This is a genomic window from Crenobacter sp. CS_VA4, from assembly GCF_055597485.1.
Genome location: NZ_JBVMAE010000005.1, coordinates 109144 through 129202, shown reverse-complemented (window position 1 = coordinate 129202; position 20059 = coordinate 109144). Strand labels below are relative to the sequence as shown.

Annotated in this window: 11 protein-coding genes and 3 pseudogenes; 4 read left to right on the top strand and 10 right to left on the bottom strand. The window is 54.6% G+C overall.

All coding sequences use genetic code 11. The features are described 5' to 3' along the window. Positions 1–61: 61 nt before the first annotated feature. Together cydB and ACZ2IA_RS06580 are read right to left on the bottom strand one after the other, a co-directional pair. The gene (gene cydB / locus ACZ2IA_RS06585) at positions 62–1072 is read right to left on the bottom strand and encodes a cytochrome d ubiquinol oxidase subunit II (RefSeq protein ID WP_470291782.1); all 1011 of its coding nucleotides are present in this window, start codon (positions 1070–1072) and stop codon (positions 62–64) included. 4 nt (positions 1073–1076) lie between these two features. Continuing rightward, the gene (locus tag ACZ2IA_RS06580) at positions 1077–2465 is read right to left on the bottom strand and encodes a cytochrome ubiquinol oxidase subunit I (RefSeq protein WP_470291781.1); all 1389 of its coding nucleotides are present in this window, start codon (positions 2463–2465) and stop codon (positions 1077–1079) included. A gap of 607 nt (positions 2466–3072) precedes the next feature. Here ACZ2IA_RS06580 and ACZ2IA_RS06575 point away from each other — a divergent pair. Together ACZ2IA_RS06575 and fdhD (ACZ2IA_RS06570) are read left to right on the top strand one after the other, a co-directional pair. Further along, positions 3073–3791, top strand: a pseudogene (locus ACZ2IA_RS06575) (IS5 family transposase). Between the two features lie 403 nt (positions 3792–4194). Next, the gene (gene fdhD, locus ACZ2IA_RS06570) at positions 4195–5061 is read left to right on the top strand and encodes a formate dehydrogenase accessory sulfurtransferase FdhD (protein WP_470291780.1); all 867 of its coding nucleotides are present in this window, start codon (positions 4195–4197) and stop codon (positions 5059–5061) included. A gap of 122 nt (positions 5062–5183) precedes the next feature. On the opposite strand, the gene fdhD (ACZ2IA_RS06565) is transcribed toward fdhD (ACZ2IA_RS06570), so the two are convergent. Beyond that, positions 5184–5996, bottom strand: a complete 813-nt coding sequence (fdhD, locus tag ACZ2IA_RS06565) for a formate dehydrogenase accessory sulfurtransferase FdhD (RefSeq protein ID WP_470291779.1) — start codon at positions 5994–5996, stop codon at positions 5184–5186. Positions 5997–6385: 389 nt separating this feature from the next. On the opposite strand from fdhD (ACZ2IA_RS06565), the pseudogene ACZ2IA_RS06560 reads away from it, so the two are divergent. Further along, positions 6386–7318 (top strand): annotated as a pseudogene (locus ACZ2IA_RS06560) (IS5 family transposase). Positions 7319–7399: 81 nt separating this feature from the next. Here ACZ2IA_RS06560 and moaA read toward each other — a convergent pair. The 6 genes and pseudogenes from moaA to ACZ2IA_RS06530 form a co-directional block, all read right to left on the bottom strand. Then, the gene (moaA, locus tag ACZ2IA_RS06555) at positions 7400–8473 is read right to left on the bottom strand and encodes a GTP 3',8-cyclase MoaA (protein ID WP_470291778.1); all 1074 of its coding nucleotides are present in this window, start codon (positions 8471–8473) and stop codon (positions 7400–7402) included. Between the two features lie 1502 nt (positions 8474–9975). Continuing rightward, a pseudogene (locus ACZ2IA_RS06550) lies at positions 9976–11125 on the bottom strand (IS3 family transposase). 301 nt (positions 11126–11426) lie between these two features. Then, positions 11427–12347 (bottom strand): bestrophin family protein, encoded by a 921-nt coding sequence (locus tag ACZ2IA_RS06545; RefSeq protein ID WP_470291777.1) that lies wholly within the window; start codon positions 12345–12347, stop codon positions 11427–11429. A gap of 28 nt (positions 12348–12375) precedes the next feature. Further along, on the bottom strand, positions 12376–13362 hold the full coding sequence (locus tag ACZ2IA_RS06540) for a cytochrome d ubiquinol oxidase subunit II (protein ID WP_470291776.1): 987 nt from the start codon (positions 13360–13362) through the stop codon (positions 12376–12378). Positions 13363–13408: 46 nt separating this feature from the next. Then, positions 13409–14803 (bottom strand): cytochrome ubiquinol oxidase subunit I, encoded by a 1395-nt coding sequence (locus tag ACZ2IA_RS06535; protein ID WP_470291775.1) that lies wholly within the window; start codon positions 14801–14803, stop codon positions 13409–13411. Positions 14804–14872: 69 nt separating this feature from the next. Beyond that, positions 14873–17200 carry an FdhF/YdeP family oxidoreductase gene (locus ACZ2IA_RS06530; protein WP_470291774.1) on the bottom strand — a complete coding sequence of 776 codons (2328 nt, stop codon included), beginning with the start codon at positions 17198–17200 and terminating at the stop codon, positions 14873–14875. A 264-nt stretch (positions 17201–17464) separates the two neighbouring features. Between ACZ2IA_RS06530 and ACZ2IA_RS06525 the strand changes: the two genes are divergently transcribed. Beyond that, positions 17465–18886 (top strand): aminotransferase-like domain-containing protein, encoded by a 1422-nt coding sequence (locus ACZ2IA_RS06525; protein ID WP_470291773.1) that lies wholly within the window; start codon positions 17465–17467, stop codon positions 18884–18886. 173 nt (positions 18887–19059) lie between these two features. Here ACZ2IA_RS06525 and ACZ2IA_RS06520 read toward each other — a convergent pair whose 3' ends face one another. Continuing rightward, the gene (locus ACZ2IA_RS06520) at positions 19060–19968 is read right to left on the bottom strand and encodes a LysR family transcriptional regulator (protein WP_470291772.1); all 909 of its coding nucleotides are present in this window, start codon (positions 19966–19968) and stop codon (positions 19060–19062) included. Between the last annotated feature and the right edge of the window lie 91 nt (positions 19969–20059).

The following is a 20059-nucleotide window of genomic DNA, read 5'->3' as shown; positions in this document are numbered from 1 at the left end:
TGGCATACGTAGAGCTTTCAGCATTTCGCCTGCATGCAAGCTAGTTCCACAAAAATAATTACTAATGATGATAACCTGCATCACCTTCCCGTACCTTACCTCGAAACACACGATATTGCATCACGTTATATACAAAAATAATCGGCAGAATGATAACTGTCCCAACAAGCGCAAAGAGCTGGCTTGAATGACTCGACGATGCCTCCCAAATCGTCAAAGACGGAGGAACGATATTCGGCCAGATGCTGATAATCAAGCCACTATATCCCAGAAAGCACAATGCAAGCGTCAGGAGAAAAGGGGTCGCATGGTGCTGCAGCCGAACCGTCCGGAAAATGCCCCATACACAGGCAAGCACCAGAATCGGCACAGGCAGGAACCACCCGAGATTGCCGCTTCCGAACCAGCGCTGCGCAACGGCTGGCAAACCGATCACCGTCCAGAGGCTGACAATAGCAATGACCCCTAGCAGAACGATTGCCATTGGCTTCATCAGCAGGTACATATTGCGCTGCAATTCACCGTCCGTTTTCATAATGAGCCAACCACATCCGAGCGTAGCATAGGTTACGAGCACGCCAAGCCCACAGAAAACGCTAAACGGAGATAGCCAGTCGAATGCACCGCCTACGAAATGACCGTCGACAATCTTAATGCCTTGCAGTAGCGACCCAAGAACGACTCCCTGGCAGAACGAAGCGAGCGCGGAACCACCGATAAAGGCGAGATCCCAGAGATGTTGGGTTCGCTTAGCCTTCGCACGCAACTCGAAAGCCGCACCGCGAAAAATCAGCCCAATAACCATCAGGATCAACGGCAGATAATTCGCTGGCAAAAGCGTCGAGTAGACCACGGGGAACGCTCCGTAAAGCCCAGCCCCCCCGAGCACAAGAAACGTTTCATTACCGTCCCAGAACGGCGCGACGGTATTGAGCATCACTTGTCGATCGCTTTTATCCTCTAAAAACAGGAACAGCAAGCCGATGCCGAGATCGAAACCATCCAGTACCACGTAGATGAATACGCCGAGTCCGATAATCACGGCCCACACGACAGGAAGATCGATTTGCATGGCATCACTCTCTATCCAGCGCGTCCAACGCGCGATTGTGCAACCCTGGGTGCTCGAGCGACTCGCCGCTATCATCGTGCGCCACCGGCCCCCGCCTCATCAGCTTCATCATGTAGTAGACACCCACCCCGAACACCAAGAAATACACTACGACGAAGATCAACAAGGAAACGCCGACTTGCTGGGAGCTGATCGGCGATACGGAGTCTACGGTTCGTAACACGCCATACACCGTCCATGGCTGTCGGCCAACCTCGGTCGTGATCCACCCAGCCAGCAGCGCCACCAGCCCCGATGGGCCCATACACAGTACGAGACGCTGATACCAGCGGGTCTCGTAAAGGCGGCCTCCCTTTCTGAGCAGCAGACCCAGCAGCGCGGTCAACAGCATCAGCATGCCGAGACCAGCCATGATACGAAACGTCCAGAACACGATCGGCGAGTAGGGACGGTCCTTCGCGGGGAACTCCTTCAGGCCGCGAATCTCACCTTCCCAGCTGTGCGTTAGAATCAAGCTACCCAGATGCGGTACCTGCAACGCGTAACGCGTCACTTCAGCATCCATGTCGGGCAGACCGACTAGGTTAAGCGCCGTACCGCCTTTTTCGGTTTCCCACAGGCCCTCAATCGCCGCAATCTTTGCCGGCTGGTATTCACGCGTGTTCAGACCGTGCGCATCGCCAATGAAAATCTGTATCGGCGTCAGCAACAGCATTAGCCACAGCGCCATCGAGAAGCTACGCTTGACCGGTTCGTCACGCCGGCCACGCAGCAGATGCCAGGCTCCGCACGCGGCGATCATGAAGCCTGCCAGAATGAATGCGGCGATCGTCATATGCGCGAGGCGATACGGAAACGACGGGTTGAAAACCACTTTCAGCCAGTCGACCGGTACGATAAGACCATTCTCGATGGCGAATCCCTGCGGCGTCTGCATGAAGCTATTCGATGCGAGGATCCAAAACGTGGAAATCAGCGTGCCCACCGCGACCATCAGGGTCGCCAAGAAGTGTGCGCGGGGGCTTACGCGATGCCAACCGAACAGCATGACGCCGAGAAATCCGGCCTCAAGAAAGAACGCCGTCAGCACTTCATAGGTTAAGAGCGGCCCCGTGATGTTCCCGGCAATTCGGGAAAATCCACTCCAGTTGGTGCCGAACTCGTAGGCCATCACCACACCAGAAACCACCCCCATGCCGAAGCCGATAGCGAAGATCTTCGACCAAAATTGGTACATGTCCTTGTAGGCACTGTCACCGGTCAACAACCAGCGCCATTCCAACACGGCCAGAAAACTGGCCATGCCTATGCTGATCGCAGGAAAAACAATATGAAAAGAAACCGTGAACGCAAACTGCAACCTGGCAAGGTGAAATGCATCAAAGATTTCCATAATCATTTCTCTTCGTGGTGAACAAATTTGCAAAACACGAATGTCATCAAATGGTCGATGATTACATTCCAACCAAGTAAAGCGAAACAATTAAACGCAGAAAAGCTGTGCTTAAAGGTGTGGGACCACATGTAGATAGTTATCTACACTTTCGTGAAATTAGCGCAAGAGAGATGTTGTTTGCTATCCAATTTTTCAGAATTCGCACTGTACTCTGACCTTTCTAACCAATCTGTACTTGAAAGCGTGTTGATACGCCAACAAGCTTAGTAAAGTACATAACCCTCAAGATAGCCATGCCGATAGGCCTTCTAGAGTTCTGGTACGCAAATCTGCATTCGTCAACTCCCCCCATTTCCGGGCTATCTTCATGCCTACTTGCCCCAAATTCGAAGGGATTTTCAGCTAATTGTCTACACAACTCGTGTACGACTTAAGGAGATCATTCCCCCTAATCAATGGGCACTTGTAACACTTACCCCAACACTCACGCCCAGGAAAAAAGATTCTCTTAAATATGGCAACGCACGCTAGACTGTCCTACCAACTCGGCGTTGTTGCATAAGTCCTGCCGGGCTGTCGCACAACATGCCGGGTAGACTTGCCCATGAATCCTCACAAGCCCCGCCACCGCACCACCAACTGGCCCGAGTACATCCGTAGCCTGCAGAACCGAACCAACCTGACGGTCTGGATGTCGCCAGACATCCCTTGGATGGACAAGGGGCATACTGGTGCCAATGGCCGCCCGAAGCTCTATACCGATGCGCCCATTCAGGCCGTGCTAATGGAAGGTCAAGAAACATGGCACCGAGTACCGTCGTACCTGGCGTAAAGTCCATTTGGCCATAGATGCTGAGACGCTAGATATCCGAGCGGTGGAGATGACCGACAATCGGCAGGGGGGATGCGATCCAGGGGGAAGAACTGCTGTCGCAATTGGGCCAGGTTGAGCCACTGGGGAGTGTCAGTGGTGATGGGGCTTACGATACCCAAAGCGTCTATCGGGCCGTGCATTCGCGGGGCGGTGAGGTCGTTGTGCCACCTCGGCGCAACGGCAAGCCATGGAAAGACTGCGCTGATTTCGCACAAACTCGCAATGCCACCCTGGCTGCAGCCAGACATCTGGGCTGGCGGCTATGGAAGAAGCGGAGTGGTTACCACTGGCGCAGTCTGGTCGAGATAACCATGCTGCGCTTCCAGTTGCTGGGTAAACGACTGGCATCCCGCCAACCGGAGCGTCAGGTCGCGGAGGTGCATGTTTGTTGCGCGATTCTGAATACGTTCAACCGGCTGGGCATGCCGGTGACGGTCGCTTACGTCTGAAATTTGTCGGGGGTGGGGCTACTTGGCCTGAACCAAAGTTATGCAACAACGCCTACCAACTCGCATCGTTCTAAAGCCCCAAGGATCATCGCCTAAGGATTAGTCGACCTGAAGCAAAATTTGACAACTTTGACACTTGGCTGGCGCTAGTCGACACTATATTGAACAAGCTAAACAAGAGGACCTAACTGCGGCTGCTGAGCTCTCGTCACCAGATTCGTCCTTAATAAGCTGGTCACCACTCACGCGGATCTTGCTCGATGGAATCATGAGCATGTCTCTTCTGGTTGTCACACCTTGCGGATGACTTAACTCCCATCTGTCACTGCGAAGAATCAACACTGCAAGAAAACTGAAGTCATCCATACTTTCAAATTACATGAGTTCATCGAGAGGAAACTTCATGTCTCAATCCCACTCCTCCTCTGATCATTCCGGCAGCATCACCTGTGCTGTAATGCGTCATCAGCACGGCAACGACGAACGGACCTCTGATCGCATTGTCGAGGAACTCCCCGTTGCACTTGTTTTCAATGGAATTTCACATGCAGTGATGATGGCGACACCAATCGACCTCGAAGTATTCGCATTGGGCTTCGCTCTCAGCGAGGGCATAGTCGAACGCGCTTCAGACGTATTCGATATCGAAGTTTTCTACTCATCCACAAGCGCCGAAGTGCAGCTTACTGTCTCTCAACACGCATTCATGGAGCTAAAAGACAAGCGGCGTACACTCGCCGGGCGCACTGGCTGCGGCGTTTGTGGAATCGAGAGTATTGAGCTACTGGATCTGAAGCCTACCCGTATTGACCATGCAGGCGTTGCTGCCAACATATGTGCCAACGCTATAGAGCGCGCAGCACGTGAACTGCCTTCATATCAGGTGCTTATGAGCGCAACCGGGGGCATCCACGCCGCGGCGTGGTGCAGCCGCGACGGAGAAGTTATCGACGTGTTTGAGGACGTTGGCCGACATAACGCTCTTGACAAGCTGATCGGACAACTCGCACGTCGGAAGACTGATACACGCTCGGGTTTCGTATTCCTTTCTAGCCGTGCAAGTTATGAGCTTGTACGCAAAGCAGCACGAATGCATATCCCCATGGTGGCGACGATCTCAGCCCCTACCTCTCTCGCAATAGATATAGCGCATCAGGCAGGGATACGATTGCTGGGCTTCTGCCGCGGCGACGGTTTTGTCGAGTACGTTTCACCTGACGACGGGCAAACCTCTCATCTCTCGCTGAAAGCAGCCAATAAAACTTATTGATCTGCTTTGATTTTCTAGATGGGGTTCAGCGTTAGTCTTCGGCGCAATCCTGCCCATCGACCTGCTTCCGATCTCGTAATTTAATATTGAAAACTTTATCAAATTAAAAGGAAGCTAATCCACTATGTGATCGAGTACTCAACAAAGCCATTTTTACGACAAAAACTAACCAGTATCACACCTGCTCTTTTGGCAATGTCTATTGCCAGTGAAGTGGGCGCCGAAATAGTTGCAAGCATCGGAACGTTCATTCGTGCAACCTTTCTGACCAGCTCATAGCTAGCCCTACTCGACAAGAATACAAAACCACTTCGCATCTCTACTTTTTGAATCGCAAGGTATCCAATTAGCTTATCAAGGCCATTATGCCTACCAACATCTTCAAAAACTTTAACTATTTCTCCTTCTGGCGTACACCAAGCTGCTGCATGCACTCCACCAGTCACGTGCATAAGCGATTGAGACAAGGGCAGCTCACTAGTCACACGTTCAATAACCTCTGGCGAAGGAATGACTGGCACCAACGGGGCCTGTATCTTCTCAGGGAATAAATCCAATAGCTCGATACTTTCTATACCACACACGCCACAACCAGTCCTTCCAGCCAATGCCCTCCTTTTAGACTTCAAATCCAAAAAAGCTCTCTGCGCAATAGTAATCTGCACCTCCGTACTACCTTTCCGCGCAATAACTTCAATATCAAAAATTTCTGAGACGCACTGAATAATACCCTCTGTCAGGGAAAAACCAATCGCAAACTCCACTAAATCTTTTGGGGTAGCCATCATTACAGCATGCGAAATACCATTAAAAACCAACGCAATAGGACACTCTTCCGCAACATAGTCCAAATCCAGATCCTGCACTTCTCCTCTGTGGCGAATGATCTGTTGGCTCACAAAGCCAAACCCATCTTGCTGAGATTTATGATACATAATTAGATACTCCAATGCCCTACAAGATTATCCAGTAACTGATAGCAAGCTATCGATAGATATTGCATATTCTTCACCACAATATGGCTCGAAAGAAGGCACAATTCATCCACCATCAGAAGAGCACAGTTCAAACCTCACATTGTTGCATGCTAAGCTAAACGAAACAGCAAAAACTGAGACGCCATTTCACACAAATGCAACCATACACAAACTAAAAACTATAACTATGGCCGTGGAAAATATTGCAGTACCCGACCCAAGTAGAACCGATTACCATGCCCCTCCGAACATCAGCACACTAAGAAACAAATAACTCTTGCCAACAAAGGGCCTTGTTGCATAAGTCCTGTCGAGCTACCGCGCGCAGTGTCGGATAGACCCGTCAGATGAACCCGCACAAGCTCCGCTACCGCACCACCAACTGGCCCGAGTACAACCGCAGCCTGCAGAACTGGGGCAACCTGACGGTGTGGATGTCACCTGACCTTCCCTGGTTGGGCAATGGACGTACCGGCGCCAACAGGCGCCCGAAAGTCTATGCAGATGCGGCCATTCAGACGGTGCTGACTCTGAAGGTCTTGTTCAAGCTTGGCCTCCGGCAGGTACGGGGATTGGTCAGGAGCTTGTTGCCGCTATTGCAGCTGGACTGGCCGGTGTCCTGCTTCAGCACCGTCAGCCGCCGGCAGGCCACGCTGACCGTCAGAATCCCCATTCATTATCGGACCGAGCCTTTACACCTGCGGGTCGACAGCACCGGGGTCAAAATCGGTGGCGAGGGCGAATGGAAGGTCAGAAAGCATGGTGCCGAGTACCGTCGTACCTGGCGTAAGGTCCATTTGGCCATTGATGCCGCGGCGCTGGATGTCCGGGCGGTGGAGATGACCGACCACCGTCAGGGTGATGCCGCCCAGATGGAAGAGCGGCTGTCGCAACTGGGCCGAGCCGAGCCTCTGGGGAGTGTCAGTGGCGACGGGGCTTACGAGACCCGAGGCATCTATCGGGCGGTTCGCTCGCGTGGCGCTGAGGTCATTGTGCCGCCGAGGCGGAACGGGAAGCCGTGGAAGGATCGCACCGATTTCGCTAGTGCCCGTCATGCCGCGCTGGCTGCGGCTAGGCATCTGGGCTGGCGGCTCTGGAAAAAGTGGAGTGGCTACCATCGGCGTAGCTTGGTCGAGACGACCATGTGGCGCTTCAAATGACTGGGTGAACGACTGGCGGCTCGCCAGCCAGAGCGTCAGGTCGCCGAGGTGCATGTTCGCTGCGCTATTTTGAATCGGTTCAACCGGCTGGGGCTGCCGGTGACGATTGCACTCGCCTGAATTCTGCCTGGGGTTGGGGCCGCTTGGCCCGCGCCAAAGTAATGCAACAACGCCCATGCAAGATCAGATAGATTAACAATACTACCCACCAACCAAAGACATTCTCACGGTTGGGTAGGTTTTTTTTCTGTTATTCGCATATCGCTCATCGCGAAGTTCAGAGTATCTATCACTTCTCCTTTCCCAGGCAGAGCGAATTACCGCCTCAAGTTCTTCTAATGATGACTCCTCACCCAGGTACGGCCTAAGGTTCACTGAATCAGTAGCAAACAGGCATAAGTACATTTTTCCATCAACTGATATACGAGCACGTGAGCAAGCACCACAAAATGGTTCTGAGACACTTGATATAAAGCCAACCTCACCCGCTCCATCAGCGTAAAGAAAGCGTTGTGCTGTCTCACTCCCCCTATCACCTGGAGCAGGTATCAGATCATGTACCTGTTCAATAGTTTGGCGAATAGCTGCAGAACTCAGCACGCCTGCCCCGCTCCAATGAGTAGCCCCACCAACATCCATGTACTCGATAAATCGAACAATTACCCCGGTATTTCGAAAATGATTCACAATAGGTAAGATCTGGCTATCATTAACACCTTTTTGCACTACCGTATTGACTTTGACCGGAGATAACCCAACTTTCTGTGCCGCCTCTATTGCGTCCAGGGCCGTATTAACTGACACGCCTACATCATTCATCCTCATAAATACTTCGTTATCAAGACCATCGAGACTGACCGTTACTCGCTGTAATCCTGCATCTTTCAATGCACGTGCTTTCGATGCCAGCAAGGTCCCATTTGTAGTCAGTGAAATGGAAACCTCTTTGCCGCCCGGTGTTGTCAGTTTGGCCAGCGACTCAATTAATTTCTCGATGTTCTTTCTCAATAACGGCTCACCGCCAGTTATGCGGATTTTTTCTACCCCAAGCTGGACAAACCCCTTAGCCAACTTGACCATTTCTGCAAATGACATTTGTTGAGAGGATTGGAGAAACTGATAATCCTTCGTAAAAACGTCCTTTGGCATACAGTACGGACACCGAAAGTTACACTTATCTATTACTGAAAGCCGCAGGTCTTTGAGTGGGCGTTGCATTGCGTCAAGGGTTACTGGAGGAAGCACATCTCTTGATTCGGGATCTAAGAGCCACATTGACCTCTCCTTGTTATTTCTGATAGCAGCTAGCACATTTGGCAAGTTCAACTTTTTCCCTTCATATCTCACATCCAATGCAACCCCATTATTCACTTAACTGTAAACCAGTTCTCATCGTTATGAACTATAGTCGGGTCTCATGGCAAAGACGATTACAATGAGCCAAAATCTCTAAGAGCACAGTTAGCTCTGATTCGGCTAGGCAGACAATAAGCATCTTGAACTAGCGCCCCCCTTTTTTGTACTCTTCTTACCAAGAGGGACCTTAGGCTTAAAGAGCCTTAGAAAACCAAACCAATCACTAAACCAATTAAAATAGTCAAAAGGCATAATTTATGCCAACCATTAAAATTACGATACCAACGGTCAGCCCTTTCAGCGGAATTACAAAATCAAAGACACTTGATTCTGATTATTAAAACAAAACTGACTCGCATCAATCTACCAGTTCAATCTGAAGACGAATCAAATAATTTCTCACACACCTCACAACCGTGCTCAGTTAAAAGAGCATAGCCAGTTCCATCCTCTCTAATATTAACCAAAACAAACCCCGAACTCTCTAATGTAGTTAGATACCGTCTGAGAGTACTCATTCTGACTTCCGATTGCTTACACAACTTAGGAAGGGACCAAGGATGTTCAGGGCTGGTTTTCGCGGCCGTCCAAAGCTGAAATAGAATCGAAACAAAAAATGGATTAAAATCGTCTATCAACTCTTCTTGGTTTTGATAAAGCATATTCATTTGGGCCCAAAACATGTCTGTCAATAAAAATCAAAGTATTAATATATTCTGTTAGGCATTTTTCCAATAGCGACTGGGGTGCAGATTGCTATACCATCTAGCTGTTTAATCCCGTTCCAAATCAATAATTCATAAACTCATTAATATTTTATCAAACAAAGAAATCAAGCCATTAAATCATCTCAACTTACAGTTGACATCTCATTTTCACCATCACTCTCACGAACCCATACACCCATATATGATTCGGATGTCCCCATTCTAAAATTAACCATGTCTTACATTTAGCGACATACACATAACATATGGCAAGACATATAATTTCGACACTAGGCCGAAAAATTTTTCTCTTAAAAAAAAGACGGCACAAAGCCGCCGGAGGTGATAATTATGGGTATTCACCAATAAAGAGAAATGACATACAGGAACCGAGAGGGGGGTACGGACTCCTGGAAAAAATCAGCTAATAGGCTATCCTTTCAAAAAGGTGTGGAACAACAATTACCTTAAGGAGTTCATATGCATGCATGGTCATTGTAGCAACTGGTCGCATAAAAAGAGAGTACAGTTCTTGAATATCCTACACAGCACAGTATGTTTTGCTTAAGACAAGCTCTGCCTCCCAATACAGCCAAAAAGTCTTGATTGATTGGACTGAATCACTCCCACTTCCCTAGATACCTCATGAGCCTCATTGGACTGACCCGACAACAGTAGACATTTCCGACTTATGATTGAATCGCCCCAGGTTCACTAGACACTCTGTAGCCTTTGGAAATACTGCTTTTCAAACTCTACCGACGATAGCCCGCTAGCGGCACCATGCCGGCGTTTCGGGTTGTAGAACATCTCGATGTAGTCAAAGATGTCCTGGCGGGCTTCTTCCCGATCGAGATACGTTTTTCGCTTGATACGCTCCCGCTTCAGTAACTGAAAGAAGCTTTCTGCTACTGCGTTGTCGTGGCAGCTCCCGCGTCGGCTCATGCTCGGCACCAGCCGGTGTGCTGTCAGAAAGTTTTGCCAGTCATAGCTACTGAACTGGCTTCCCTGGTCCGAATGCACCATCACTTCCTGCTTGGGGCGGCGGCGCCATACCGCCATCAGCAAGGCATTCAGCACCAATTCCCGGTCAATACGGAACTGCATCGACCAGCCAATCACCTGCCGTGAGAATAGGTCGAGCACCACTGCCAGATAGAGCCCTCCCCTCGTGGGTGCGGATATGGGTGATGTCAGTCACCCAGGCTTTATTCGGCTCGTCTACCTTGAATTGGCGCTGCAAATGGTTGGGGACGATGACCGCCGGCGCCCCCGGGAATGGCCAAGTCGTCGGTGGTAGCCCGTCTGCGAACGCAGGCCTTCTTGCTTCATCAGCCGGGCAACACGATGTTTGCCACAGCATTCGCCTAGCGCCTTCAAGTCGTCACGCACTTTGCGATAGCCATAGACTCCATCGCTTTCAAACCAGGACTGCTTGATGTGTCCAAGCAACCGTTGGTCTTCTCATGCTCGGGATGACAGTGGAGCAGTTCGCCAGGCGTAGTAGCCACTGGGATGCACCGCCATCATGTGGCACAGGCGTCGTATGGAGAACTGCTGTTCGTGGGCCCGGATAAAGGCATACCTTACCCGGACTCCTTGGCAAAGTATGCGGCGGCCTTTTGTAGGATATCGCGCTCCTCAGTAACCCGTTTCAGCTCGGCTTTGAGACGGTGGATTTCGGCTTGTTGGTCTGCTACGGCAGGCTGCTCAGTCCGTGCAGGGTCATAGCGCTTCAGCCATTGATACAGGCTGTGGGTTGAGATACCCAGACGAGCGGCCACCTCGGCAACGGGATAACCACGCTCGGTGACCTGTTTAACGGCTTCAATCTGAATTCTTCGGGAAAATGCTGCCTGCTCATGACACCTCCTGTTAGGGCCTAGTGTGAGGCTCACGAGGGCCTAGGAAAGTGAGGGCGATTCAACGAACAATTCGACGTCGGAGGGAGCAGAGGACGCAAGCGGAGAAAATTCTGCAAGCCTGCGCGCCTTCTCCTGCGATGAGTGAAGAAGACAAAAGCATTCTTCGCATGGCCCGTAATACTGGTAAGGATGGTGTGAGAGGCAAAAAGTCACCTGCATCAGGATGCGCCGCGCATGATCGCCGGGCTGCTCTATCTGCAGCACACGTCTAGACTGTCGGACGAAGACGTGGTCTGGGGGTCAAGTGAATTGATAGAGGTGCTCCGGCGTCGTCTCCACGGGCAATTCGAGTTCACAAAGCTCCAATAGCGAGCGCTCGATGTTTCGAGTCATCGTGTTGAGCGCGAGCGCATTCGGCGCGCTGCTGAAGGGTTCGGATACCTCGCTGGCAATCGCTTCCAGCGCAATGAACGTGTACGCGACGAACACACTGATGAGCGGCGTGAAGAGCCCGGTCGAATCGACCAGCCCGAACGGAAGCAGAATGCAGTACGCGTAGACGGTGCGGTGAAGCAACACGCTATATGCGAACGGAATGGGCGTGGACGCAATCCGCTCGCATCCTCCGACCATCATTTCCATTTCATTGATCTGGGCGTCGAACATCCAGAGCTGGGTGTCGGACACGAGTGCGCGGCGTTCCAGGCGGGCGAGGGTGTGTCTGATCTGATTGAGGATCGCTACCGGCTGATAGCACTTGCGCCGCATTTCCTCCGTGCGTTCGGCACCCAGAAAGCGCGCGAGATCCTGGGTCGGGTCCGTCTTGCGAAGCTGATGCTTCATGGCGTAGACAAACGCGATCAGCGTGTGAACCAGTTCGCTGCGATCCAGATCGTCCTTACCCGGCGGAATGTAGGAGAGCATCTGGGATGTCAGCGTACGCGAGGCGATAAGCACACCACCCCAGAGCCGACGGGCCTCCGAAAAGCGCTCGTAGCTCGCGGTATTGCGAAACGCAAGGAAGATGGTCAGTGCGACACCGCATAAGGTGAATGGGGTGGTGTTCAGTGGAATCTTCTCGCCCCAGATGCGCCCGTGGGTGAAGACCGCCAGACCGCTGACGGCGCTCATGAAAATGAGCTGCGGAATGATGGATTGCAGCACCGAACCGTTCCATACGAACAGCATGCGAATCCAGTTCGGCTGTGGTCTGACGATCATGATGTACTCCGCGTGGCAACGTGAAAACTTAGTGCTTGATAGGGACGACCTTGCCCCGGAACAGATGGTACTGATACAGGTTGTAGCCAATCATGATGGGAAACACGATACCGATCCCAAAGAGCATGAACGTCAGCGTGGAGCTATCGGACGCGGCGGCCGCCACCGTCAACTGACCCGGAACGATCCATGGGAACAAGCTGATAGCAAGGCCCGCAAAAGACGCCATGAACAGGATTGTTGAGCCGACGAAGGGGCCATGCTCGCCACGCATATGAATCGAATACAGCACGTAGGCGAACGCCAACGCCGCGACCACGGCAAGCGCGATCAGCAGGTGGAAGATACCGTTATCCTGCCACCGCGTTATCCCGACCGGGCTGAATCGCAGCGTGCCGAGCGAGACCACGATGGCCGCGATCACCGTCGTGCAGACAGCGATCACCGCATAACGGCGCGCGGCGCTTTCGATACGTCCGGTGGTCTTCTTCACGAGCCAGGTAGCGCCGAGCAGGCAATAGCCGGATACCACGCCGATTGCGGTCACCGTGACGAAACTGAGGCTGGTGCCCCCGGGAGTGAAGCCGGTGAGGATCTTACCGAGCACGATTCCTTGGGAAATTGCGGCGAGCAGGCTGCCTAGGCCGAACACACGGTCCCAAAGCGTCTTACTCGTGTGGGCCGCGTGTCGAAACTCAATGGCCGCCCCGCGCATGATGAAGCTGGCGATTAGCACCATGACGGGAACGTACAGATCCGAAAGAATCATCGCGTAGGCGGACGGGAAGGCGCCGAAGAGCGCGCCGCCGAGCGCAACCAGCCAGGTTTCGTTTGCATCCCAGACATGGCCGATAGATTGGATCATCAGGTCACGGTCGTGTTCGCGTGAGCGAAAGAGCGTGAGAATACCGACGCCAAGGTCGAAGCCGTCGGTGACGACATAGAGCAGGAGCATGAGGCCGATCAGGCCGAACCATGCGTGGCTTAAAAGGTCCTGGGTTGAGGTAGGGGTCATTTTGGGTTGCCTGAACGTGAGGAACGTTGTGATAAGAACGCAGGAATCAGTAGTCGACAGCGTGTGCATCAATCACGCGGGCGGGTTCAGTGGGCGGCATCAATGTCAGATCCGGGCCTTTCTTCAGCCAGCGACGCGCGAAGATGAAGAAGGATGAGATCAGGATGGCGAAGAAGCCTGCGAACATCACCATGCTGCCGGTAATCGCGGTCGACGAGATCGCAGATGCAGCGTGTTCGGTACGAAGCAGCCCATAGACAACCCACGGCTGACGACCGACTTCCCGCACAATCCAGCCGCATTCCACCGCGATGTAGGGCAACGGAATGGCGAGCACCCAGGCGAGCAGAAGTTTGCGTTGTGCAACGAGCGCATCGACGCGGCCCCGCGCCTTGCGAACGGCGTAGATCGTCCAGAAGGCAAGCACCATGAACAGGAAGCCGATGCCTGCCATCACACGAAACGCGTAGTAAAGCATCGGGATCATGGGCGGCTGGTCCGCGACCGGAATGTCCCTGAGGCCCTTAATCTGACCGTGAAGCGTGTGCGTACCCAGAATACTGAGCATGCCCGGAATCTCCAACGACCAGTCGTTGCCCTGCTTGGCCGCGTCGGGCCATGCAATCAGCGACCAGCTTGCCCCCGTTCCCGGTGCGTTCGTTTCCCAGTGGCCTTCGATTGCCGCACCCTTGGCAGGTTGGGTCGCAAAGACATCGACACCGCTGGAGTCGCCCAGCCAGATCTGTACAGGTGCAACGAATGCAAGGATCAGCAGTGCCAGTTTGAACGAACGCACGAAGAACTCGGGGTTACGACGCTTGAGCAGGTAGTACGCCGAGATGCCGGCCACGACGACCAGGCCCGTTTCAAGCGCAGCGAACCACATGTGCGAGACACCCCAGGCCATGTCGGGGTTGAAGATAGCCTTGACGTAGTCGGTGACGATCAGCTTGCCATCGACGACGGCGACCCCCGTCGGGGTCTGCAGCCACGAATTCGCGACCATGATCCAGAAAGCGGAGAGGGACGAACCCAGCGCGACCATGGCCGTGGCGAACAGGTGAACGCCCTTGGGCACGCGGCCCCAGCCGAGCATCATGATGCCGACGAAACCGGCTTCGAGCATGAATGCCATCGCACCTTCAAAGCCCAGGATGTTGCCGAAGAACTGCCCTGTGTACTGCGAAAACGGGCCCCAGTTGGTGCCGAACTGAAACTCCATCGGGATACCGCTGACCACACCCACGGCAAAGTTCAGTATCAGAAGCTTGCTCCAGAACCGCGCGTGGCGATACCAGACAACGTCGCTCGTTCTGACCCAAAGAATTTCGACGACCAGCAGGAAGGCGGACAGGCTGATCGTCAGGATCGGCCAGAGTATGTGGAAGATGGCGGTCAATGCAAACTGGCCGCGGGCTAGATTAAGGGCTTCGACGGGCATATCAATCACCAGATAAAGGACAGTAAGCGGCCCCCGGGAAGGGCGCCGCCGCGCGGGAAGGAATGCGTTCTAGAACGCCGGCATGGCGACCGGCTGCGAGGAACGGTGCAGGAGGACCGGAATCGACTTCGAGGTGGGCGTGTTGCAGACATCCCCCACGCTACCGAGCGGCACCAGTGGGTTCGTCTCGGGGTAGTAGGCGCCGATGCAGCCGCGCGGGATGTCGTATTCGACCAGTCGGAAGTAGTTGGCGCGCCGTTCGACGCCGTCATCCCAGACAGTCGACATGTCGATCCAGTCACCATTCCTGAAGCCAAGCATTTCGATGTCGGCGGGGTTGATGAAGACCACCCGGCGTTGACCGAACACGCCGCGATAGCGGTCGTCCAGCGCGTAGACCGTGGTGTTGTACTGGTCGTGCGAGCGAGTCGTCATCAGGGTCATGAGGCGCTCACCGTGGAGCTTCTTCGCGCGCGCGATGGGGGTGTCCTGCTGGACCGCATGAACGACGAAATTGGCCTTGCCGGTTTCGGTCTCCCAGTCGCGTTCCCGCGAGGCGACGCGCAAGTGGAAGCCACCCGGTTTCTTGATGCGTTCGTTGTATTGCTCGAAGCCGGGGAGCACCTGTTCGATTGCGTCGCGAATCTTCGAATAGTCGTTCGCATAGTCGAGCCAGCGAACCTTGCCGTCGCCGAGCGTTGCTTGCGCAATGTTGGCGATGATCGCCGTTTCGGACATCAGGTTCTTCGATGCCGGTCTGTTCATCCCATAGGAGATGTGAACCATGCTCATCGAGTCTTCCACGGTGATGCCCTGAGAGACACCCGCCTGTACGTCGATCTCGGTACGGCCGAGCGTGGGTAGGATCAACGCGTCTGCACCGTGCACCAGATGGCTTCTGTTCAGCTTCGTCGTGATGTGTACGGTCAGGTCGCAGGAACGCAAGCCGTCGAAGGTACGCAGCGTGTCGGGCGTCGCCATCGCAAAGTTGCCGCCGAGCCCGAGAAAAACCTTCACGTGGCCTTCGATCATATGTTCGACGGTTTCGACCACGTCGAGGCCATGCTCTCGAGGCGGCTCGAAATCGAACACCGAGCCAAGGCGGTCGAGGAAGTCCGTAGAAGGCTTCTCTTCGATGCCCACTGTGCGGTTGCCCTGCACATTCGAGTGACCGCGCACCGGACACAGACCAGCGCCTTCGCGGCCGATGTTGCCGCGCATCATCAGCAGGTTCGACAGCATATGGACGGTCTGGACGGAGTGCTTGTGCTGTGTAATGCCCATGCCCCACGTCGCAATGACACGCTTGCCGTTTGCGTAGATGTGCCCAAGGTTTTCGATTTCTTCGCGGGACACGCCGGACTCGGATTCGAGAAGCGCCCAGCTTTCCTGGCGCAGATTCTCTGAGAACGCCTCGAAACCAAGCGTATGTTCGCGTATGAACTCCAGGTCGAGCACACGTTCGGTGCCGTTTTCCACCGCCTTGTCATCGAGTTCGACGATGTATTTGGCAACGCCCTTGATGAGGGCAAAGTCGCCGCCGATTTTCGGTTGAACGAAGGTCGAGGCGATCTTCGTGCTGCCCATGGTGATCATTTCGAGCGGGTGTTGCGGGCTGGTGAAGCGCTCGAGGCCGCGCTCGCGCAACGGATTGACCGATACGATCGTGGCGCCGCGGCGAGCGGCTTCCCGAAGCTCGCCCAACATGCGCGGGTGATTCGTGGCAGGGTTCTGGCCGAAGATGATGATCGTGTCGGCCGCTTCGAAGTCGTCGAGCGTGACGGTTCCCTTGCCTATGCCAACGGTCGTCGGCAGTCCACGGCTGGTTGCCTCGTGGCACATATTCGAGCAGTCGGGGAAGTTGTTCGTGCCGAACATGCGAACGAAGAGCTGATACAGGAAAGCTGCTTCGTTGCTGGCGCGGCCCGACGTGTAGAACGCGGCCTGATCGGGCGACTCCAGCTTGTTGAGATGCTTGGCGATCAGTGCGAAAGCCTGGCTCCAGTCGATAGGCTTGTACTTGTCGGTCAGCGCGTCATACACCATCGGATCGGTGAGGCGGCCATGCTGCTCGAGTTCATAGTCCGTCTGCTTCATCAATTCGTCGACGGTATGTTCCGCGAAGAATTCCGGCGTGACCCGCTTCGTCGTCGCTTCTGCTGCCACCGCCTTCACACCGTTTTCGCAGAATTCAAACGTGGACGCGTGCTGGCGATCCGGCCACGCGCAACCGGGACAATCGAACCCGTCCGGCTGGTTCTGCTTGAACAGCGTGCGGTAATTGCCGCCTGAAACGCGTTCTTTGATCAGATTAATAGCAACATATTTCAGTGCGCCCCAGCCGGCGGCTGGGTGGTGGTACGCCTCGATTTTTCCCGGCGGCTTCGACTTGTCCATAACCTTGACTCCTAATCTGCGCATCATCAATTCCCGGGTGTCGGGTCTTGCTGAGCGGCGTGTTGGATTAGGGGGAGATTAAAAGCAAAGGGATGAGGGGTGAGTGCACAAAACCAGCGGTCTGTTTAGAGTACAGTTCTGTTAGTATCGTGAACTGCCCCGAACTGTGCTCCGAAAATCTGGCATCGGTGGCTTCAGGAACGTCCAGCACACAGATGAAATGGCGTTTATCCGAAGAGAATCCACTACTCTCAGGAGAGGCCGGTGAAACTTTACGAACAGCTCGCCAACGACATCGAGAAATTGATCCGCCAAGGTGTGTTCCGCCACGGCGACAGGGTTCCCTCAGTACGGCAGACGAGCAAGCAGCACCACATCAGCATCACCACCGTCATCCATGCCTATCTGCTCCTCGAGAGCCGAGGGATTCTCGAAAGCCGTCCCCAGTCGGGCTATTTTGTTCGGCTGACGGCTCAAGAAAGCGGGAAGGCGCGCGAGCTTCACGCCTCGAAGCCGATCGCCGTTTCTGCGTCTGTCGACGTGAGCCGGCTCGTGCTGTCCACCTTGCGCTCTATCGGAACCGACGACGCTGTTCCGCTCGGCTCTCCGTATCCGGACCCGGATCTTTTCCCTTTCGAAAAGCTTAATCGTTACGCTTATGCCGCGGGGCGCGACAAGGCATCGTGGAGCGTGACCAACGCGTTGCCTCCGGGCAATCCGATCCTGATCAGGCAGATCGCCCGGCGCTATCTTGAGAACGGCATATCGGTCGACCCTAACGAGATCATCATCACCATTGGCGCGACAGAGGCCATCAACCTGTGCCTGCAGGCCGTCGCGAAGCCGGGCGACGTCATTGCTGTAGAATCGCCGACGTTTTACGCCATGCTGCACGCGATAGAGCGCATGGGCATGCGTGCAATCGAGGTCTCCACCCATCCCGAACATGGCATCGACGTCGACGCGCTCGCGAAGATCATGGAGACGCAAACCATTGCCGCCTGCATGGTCATGCCCAATTTCCAGAACCCGCTCGGCTTCCAGATGCCGGACGAGCGCAAGCAGGAGCTGGTGACACTTCTTTCGAAGGCGGATATCCCGATCATCGAAAACGCGGTCTACAACGAGCTCTATTTCGGCGATGCTCATCCGAGCACGTTGAAGGCATACGACCGAAAGGGGCTGGTGCTGCAATGCTCCTCTTTTTCAAAGAGCCTGACGGCGGCCTATCGCATCGGCTGGGCTTTGCCTGGACGCTATCGGGAGCAGGTGGAGAGGCTCAAATTCCTGAACACGCTGACGACGCCCTCCATTCCGCAACTCGCGATCGCGGAGTTTCTGGAAAAAGATGGTTACGAGCATCATCTGCGACGCGTGAGAAAGACCTACGCCCAGCAGGCGAACCTGATGAAGGCGATCGTCACACGGTTCTTTCCCGAAGGCACGCGTGTGTCCAGCCCGGCTGGCGGGTACGTCCTCTGGATCGAGCTGCCGCCGAAAGTCGATTCGATGAAGCTCTATCAGCTGGCACTCGACAACGGCATCACGATCGGACCGGGATATATGTTCTCCATCTCGGACAGCTATAGAAACTTCATACGTCTGAACTACAGCTATCCGTGGTCGAGCGAGATCGAGCAGGCGGTCATCACGGTGGGCAAGCTGGTCGCGGTCTGCGCTCGTTGAGTGTCCCTCCTGAATCAGGCAGCCCCACTCCACCGCCGGCAAATGACCACTGCACCGGCCGTGCTCAACTGTCGCCGAGGTCTGCGAGCACAGAAAACCCCACGCTGGCAGCCATCCCCCGGCTACGCCGCTAGACATGTTGCAACATCATCGCAGCGACGATGGCCGCCTCTTCAGCCATGGGACTGAGTACAGACCATCAGGTCCTCGAGAAATGCACGCAGTATCGGGGCGATCGACGCCCCGCGCCGAGTGATGGCGTTAAACGGCCAAAGCAAACTGAAGCGCCCCGGATCGAGCTGGCGCATCTCGCCGGACTCGACCCACCGGGCCGCGTAATGTACCGGCAGGAAGCCAACATACGCGCCGGACAGGATCAGCATCGCCTGCGCCTCGACGTTTTCCACCGTCGCGGCGGCCTTGCTGGCGCCCAATAGCTGCAGGTCGCGCTGCTGCAAATAGCCACGCGCGACGATGCGGCTGGTCGCCAGGCGGGCGAACAGCTCGGACTCGGAGAACGGGGTATCAAACAAGGGGTTGAGCCGGCCGCAGAACAGGCCGTCGGGCTCCTGGTACAACAGCGAGTACGACAGGCCGGGCACCCGCAAGGGGAAATGGCCGATAGCAACGTGCAGACGACCATCGAGCACGCGCTCCTCCAACTCGGCCGGGGTGCCGATGTACACGTCCAGATGCACGTCGTGGCCGCGCGCCACGAAGCGCTGCATGGTGCGCGGCAAGGGGGATTCCGCATCGGTGATGGTGTTGTCGATGATGCCGAGGTTCAGCCGGCCGCTGATGTGCTGCTTGAGCAGCGACGTGTCCATGCAGAAGGACTCGACCGCCATCAGCAACCGCTGCGTCGCCTCGTAGGTGGCGACACCGTGCTCGGTTAATCGAAAACCGCCCCGCCCCCGGTCGCACAGCTTCACCCCCAGCCGTGTCTCCAGGCTGGTCATCTGTTCGCTGATCGTCGATTGCCCGACGTTTAGCGCCGCTTGCGCGGCCGAGAAGCCGCCGCATTTAACGATCGCCACGAAAACTCGCAAGAGTTTCAGGTCCACATCGTGTAGTTGGATCACCCTTTTTCTCCCCCTCCCGCCCACATCGGAAATTCCGATTTGTGTATCTGATGATCAGCATTTTTCCAGCAGGAATCCTCTCGCATAGTCA

Excerpts from the sequence above, each read along its gene's own strand:
- ACZ2IA_RS06540 (WP_470291776.1), bottom strand. The coding sequence starts at position 13,362 with ATGACCCCTACCTCAACCCAGGACCTTTTAAGCCACGCATGGTTCGGC.
- fdhD (WP_470291780.1), top strand. The coding sequence starts at position 4,195 with ATGTCTCAATCCCACTCCTCCTCTGATCATTCCGGCAGCATCACCTGT.
- ACZ2IA_RS06580 (WP_470291781.1), bottom strand. The coding sequence starts at position 2,465 with ATGGAAATCTTTGATGCATTTCACCTTGCCAGGTTGCAGTTTGCGTTC.
- cydB (WP_470291782.1), bottom strand. The coding sequence starts at position 1,072 with ATGCAAATCGATCTTCCTGTCGTGTGGGCCGTGATTATCGGACTCGGC.
- moaA (WP_470291778.1), bottom strand. The coding sequence starts at position 8,473 with ATGTGGCTCTTAGATCCCGAATCAAGAGATGTGCTTCCTCCAGTAACC.
- ACZ2IA_RS06530 (WP_470291774.1), bottom strand. The coding sequence starts at position 17,200 with ATGGACAAGTCGAAGCCGCCGGGAAAAATCGAGGCGTACCACCACCCA.
- fdhD (WP_470291779.1), bottom strand. The coding sequence starts at position 5,996 with ATGTATCATAAATCTCAGCAAGATGGGTTTGGCTTTGTGAGCCAACAG.
- ACZ2IA_RS06535 (WP_470291775.1), bottom strand. The coding sequence starts at position 14,803 with ATGCCCGTCGAAGCCCTTAATCTAGCCCGCGGCCAGTTTGCATTGACC.
- ACZ2IA_RS06545 (WP_470291777.1), bottom strand. The coding sequence starts at position 12,347 with ATGATCGTCAGACCACAGCCGAACTGGATTCGCATGCTGTTCGTATGG.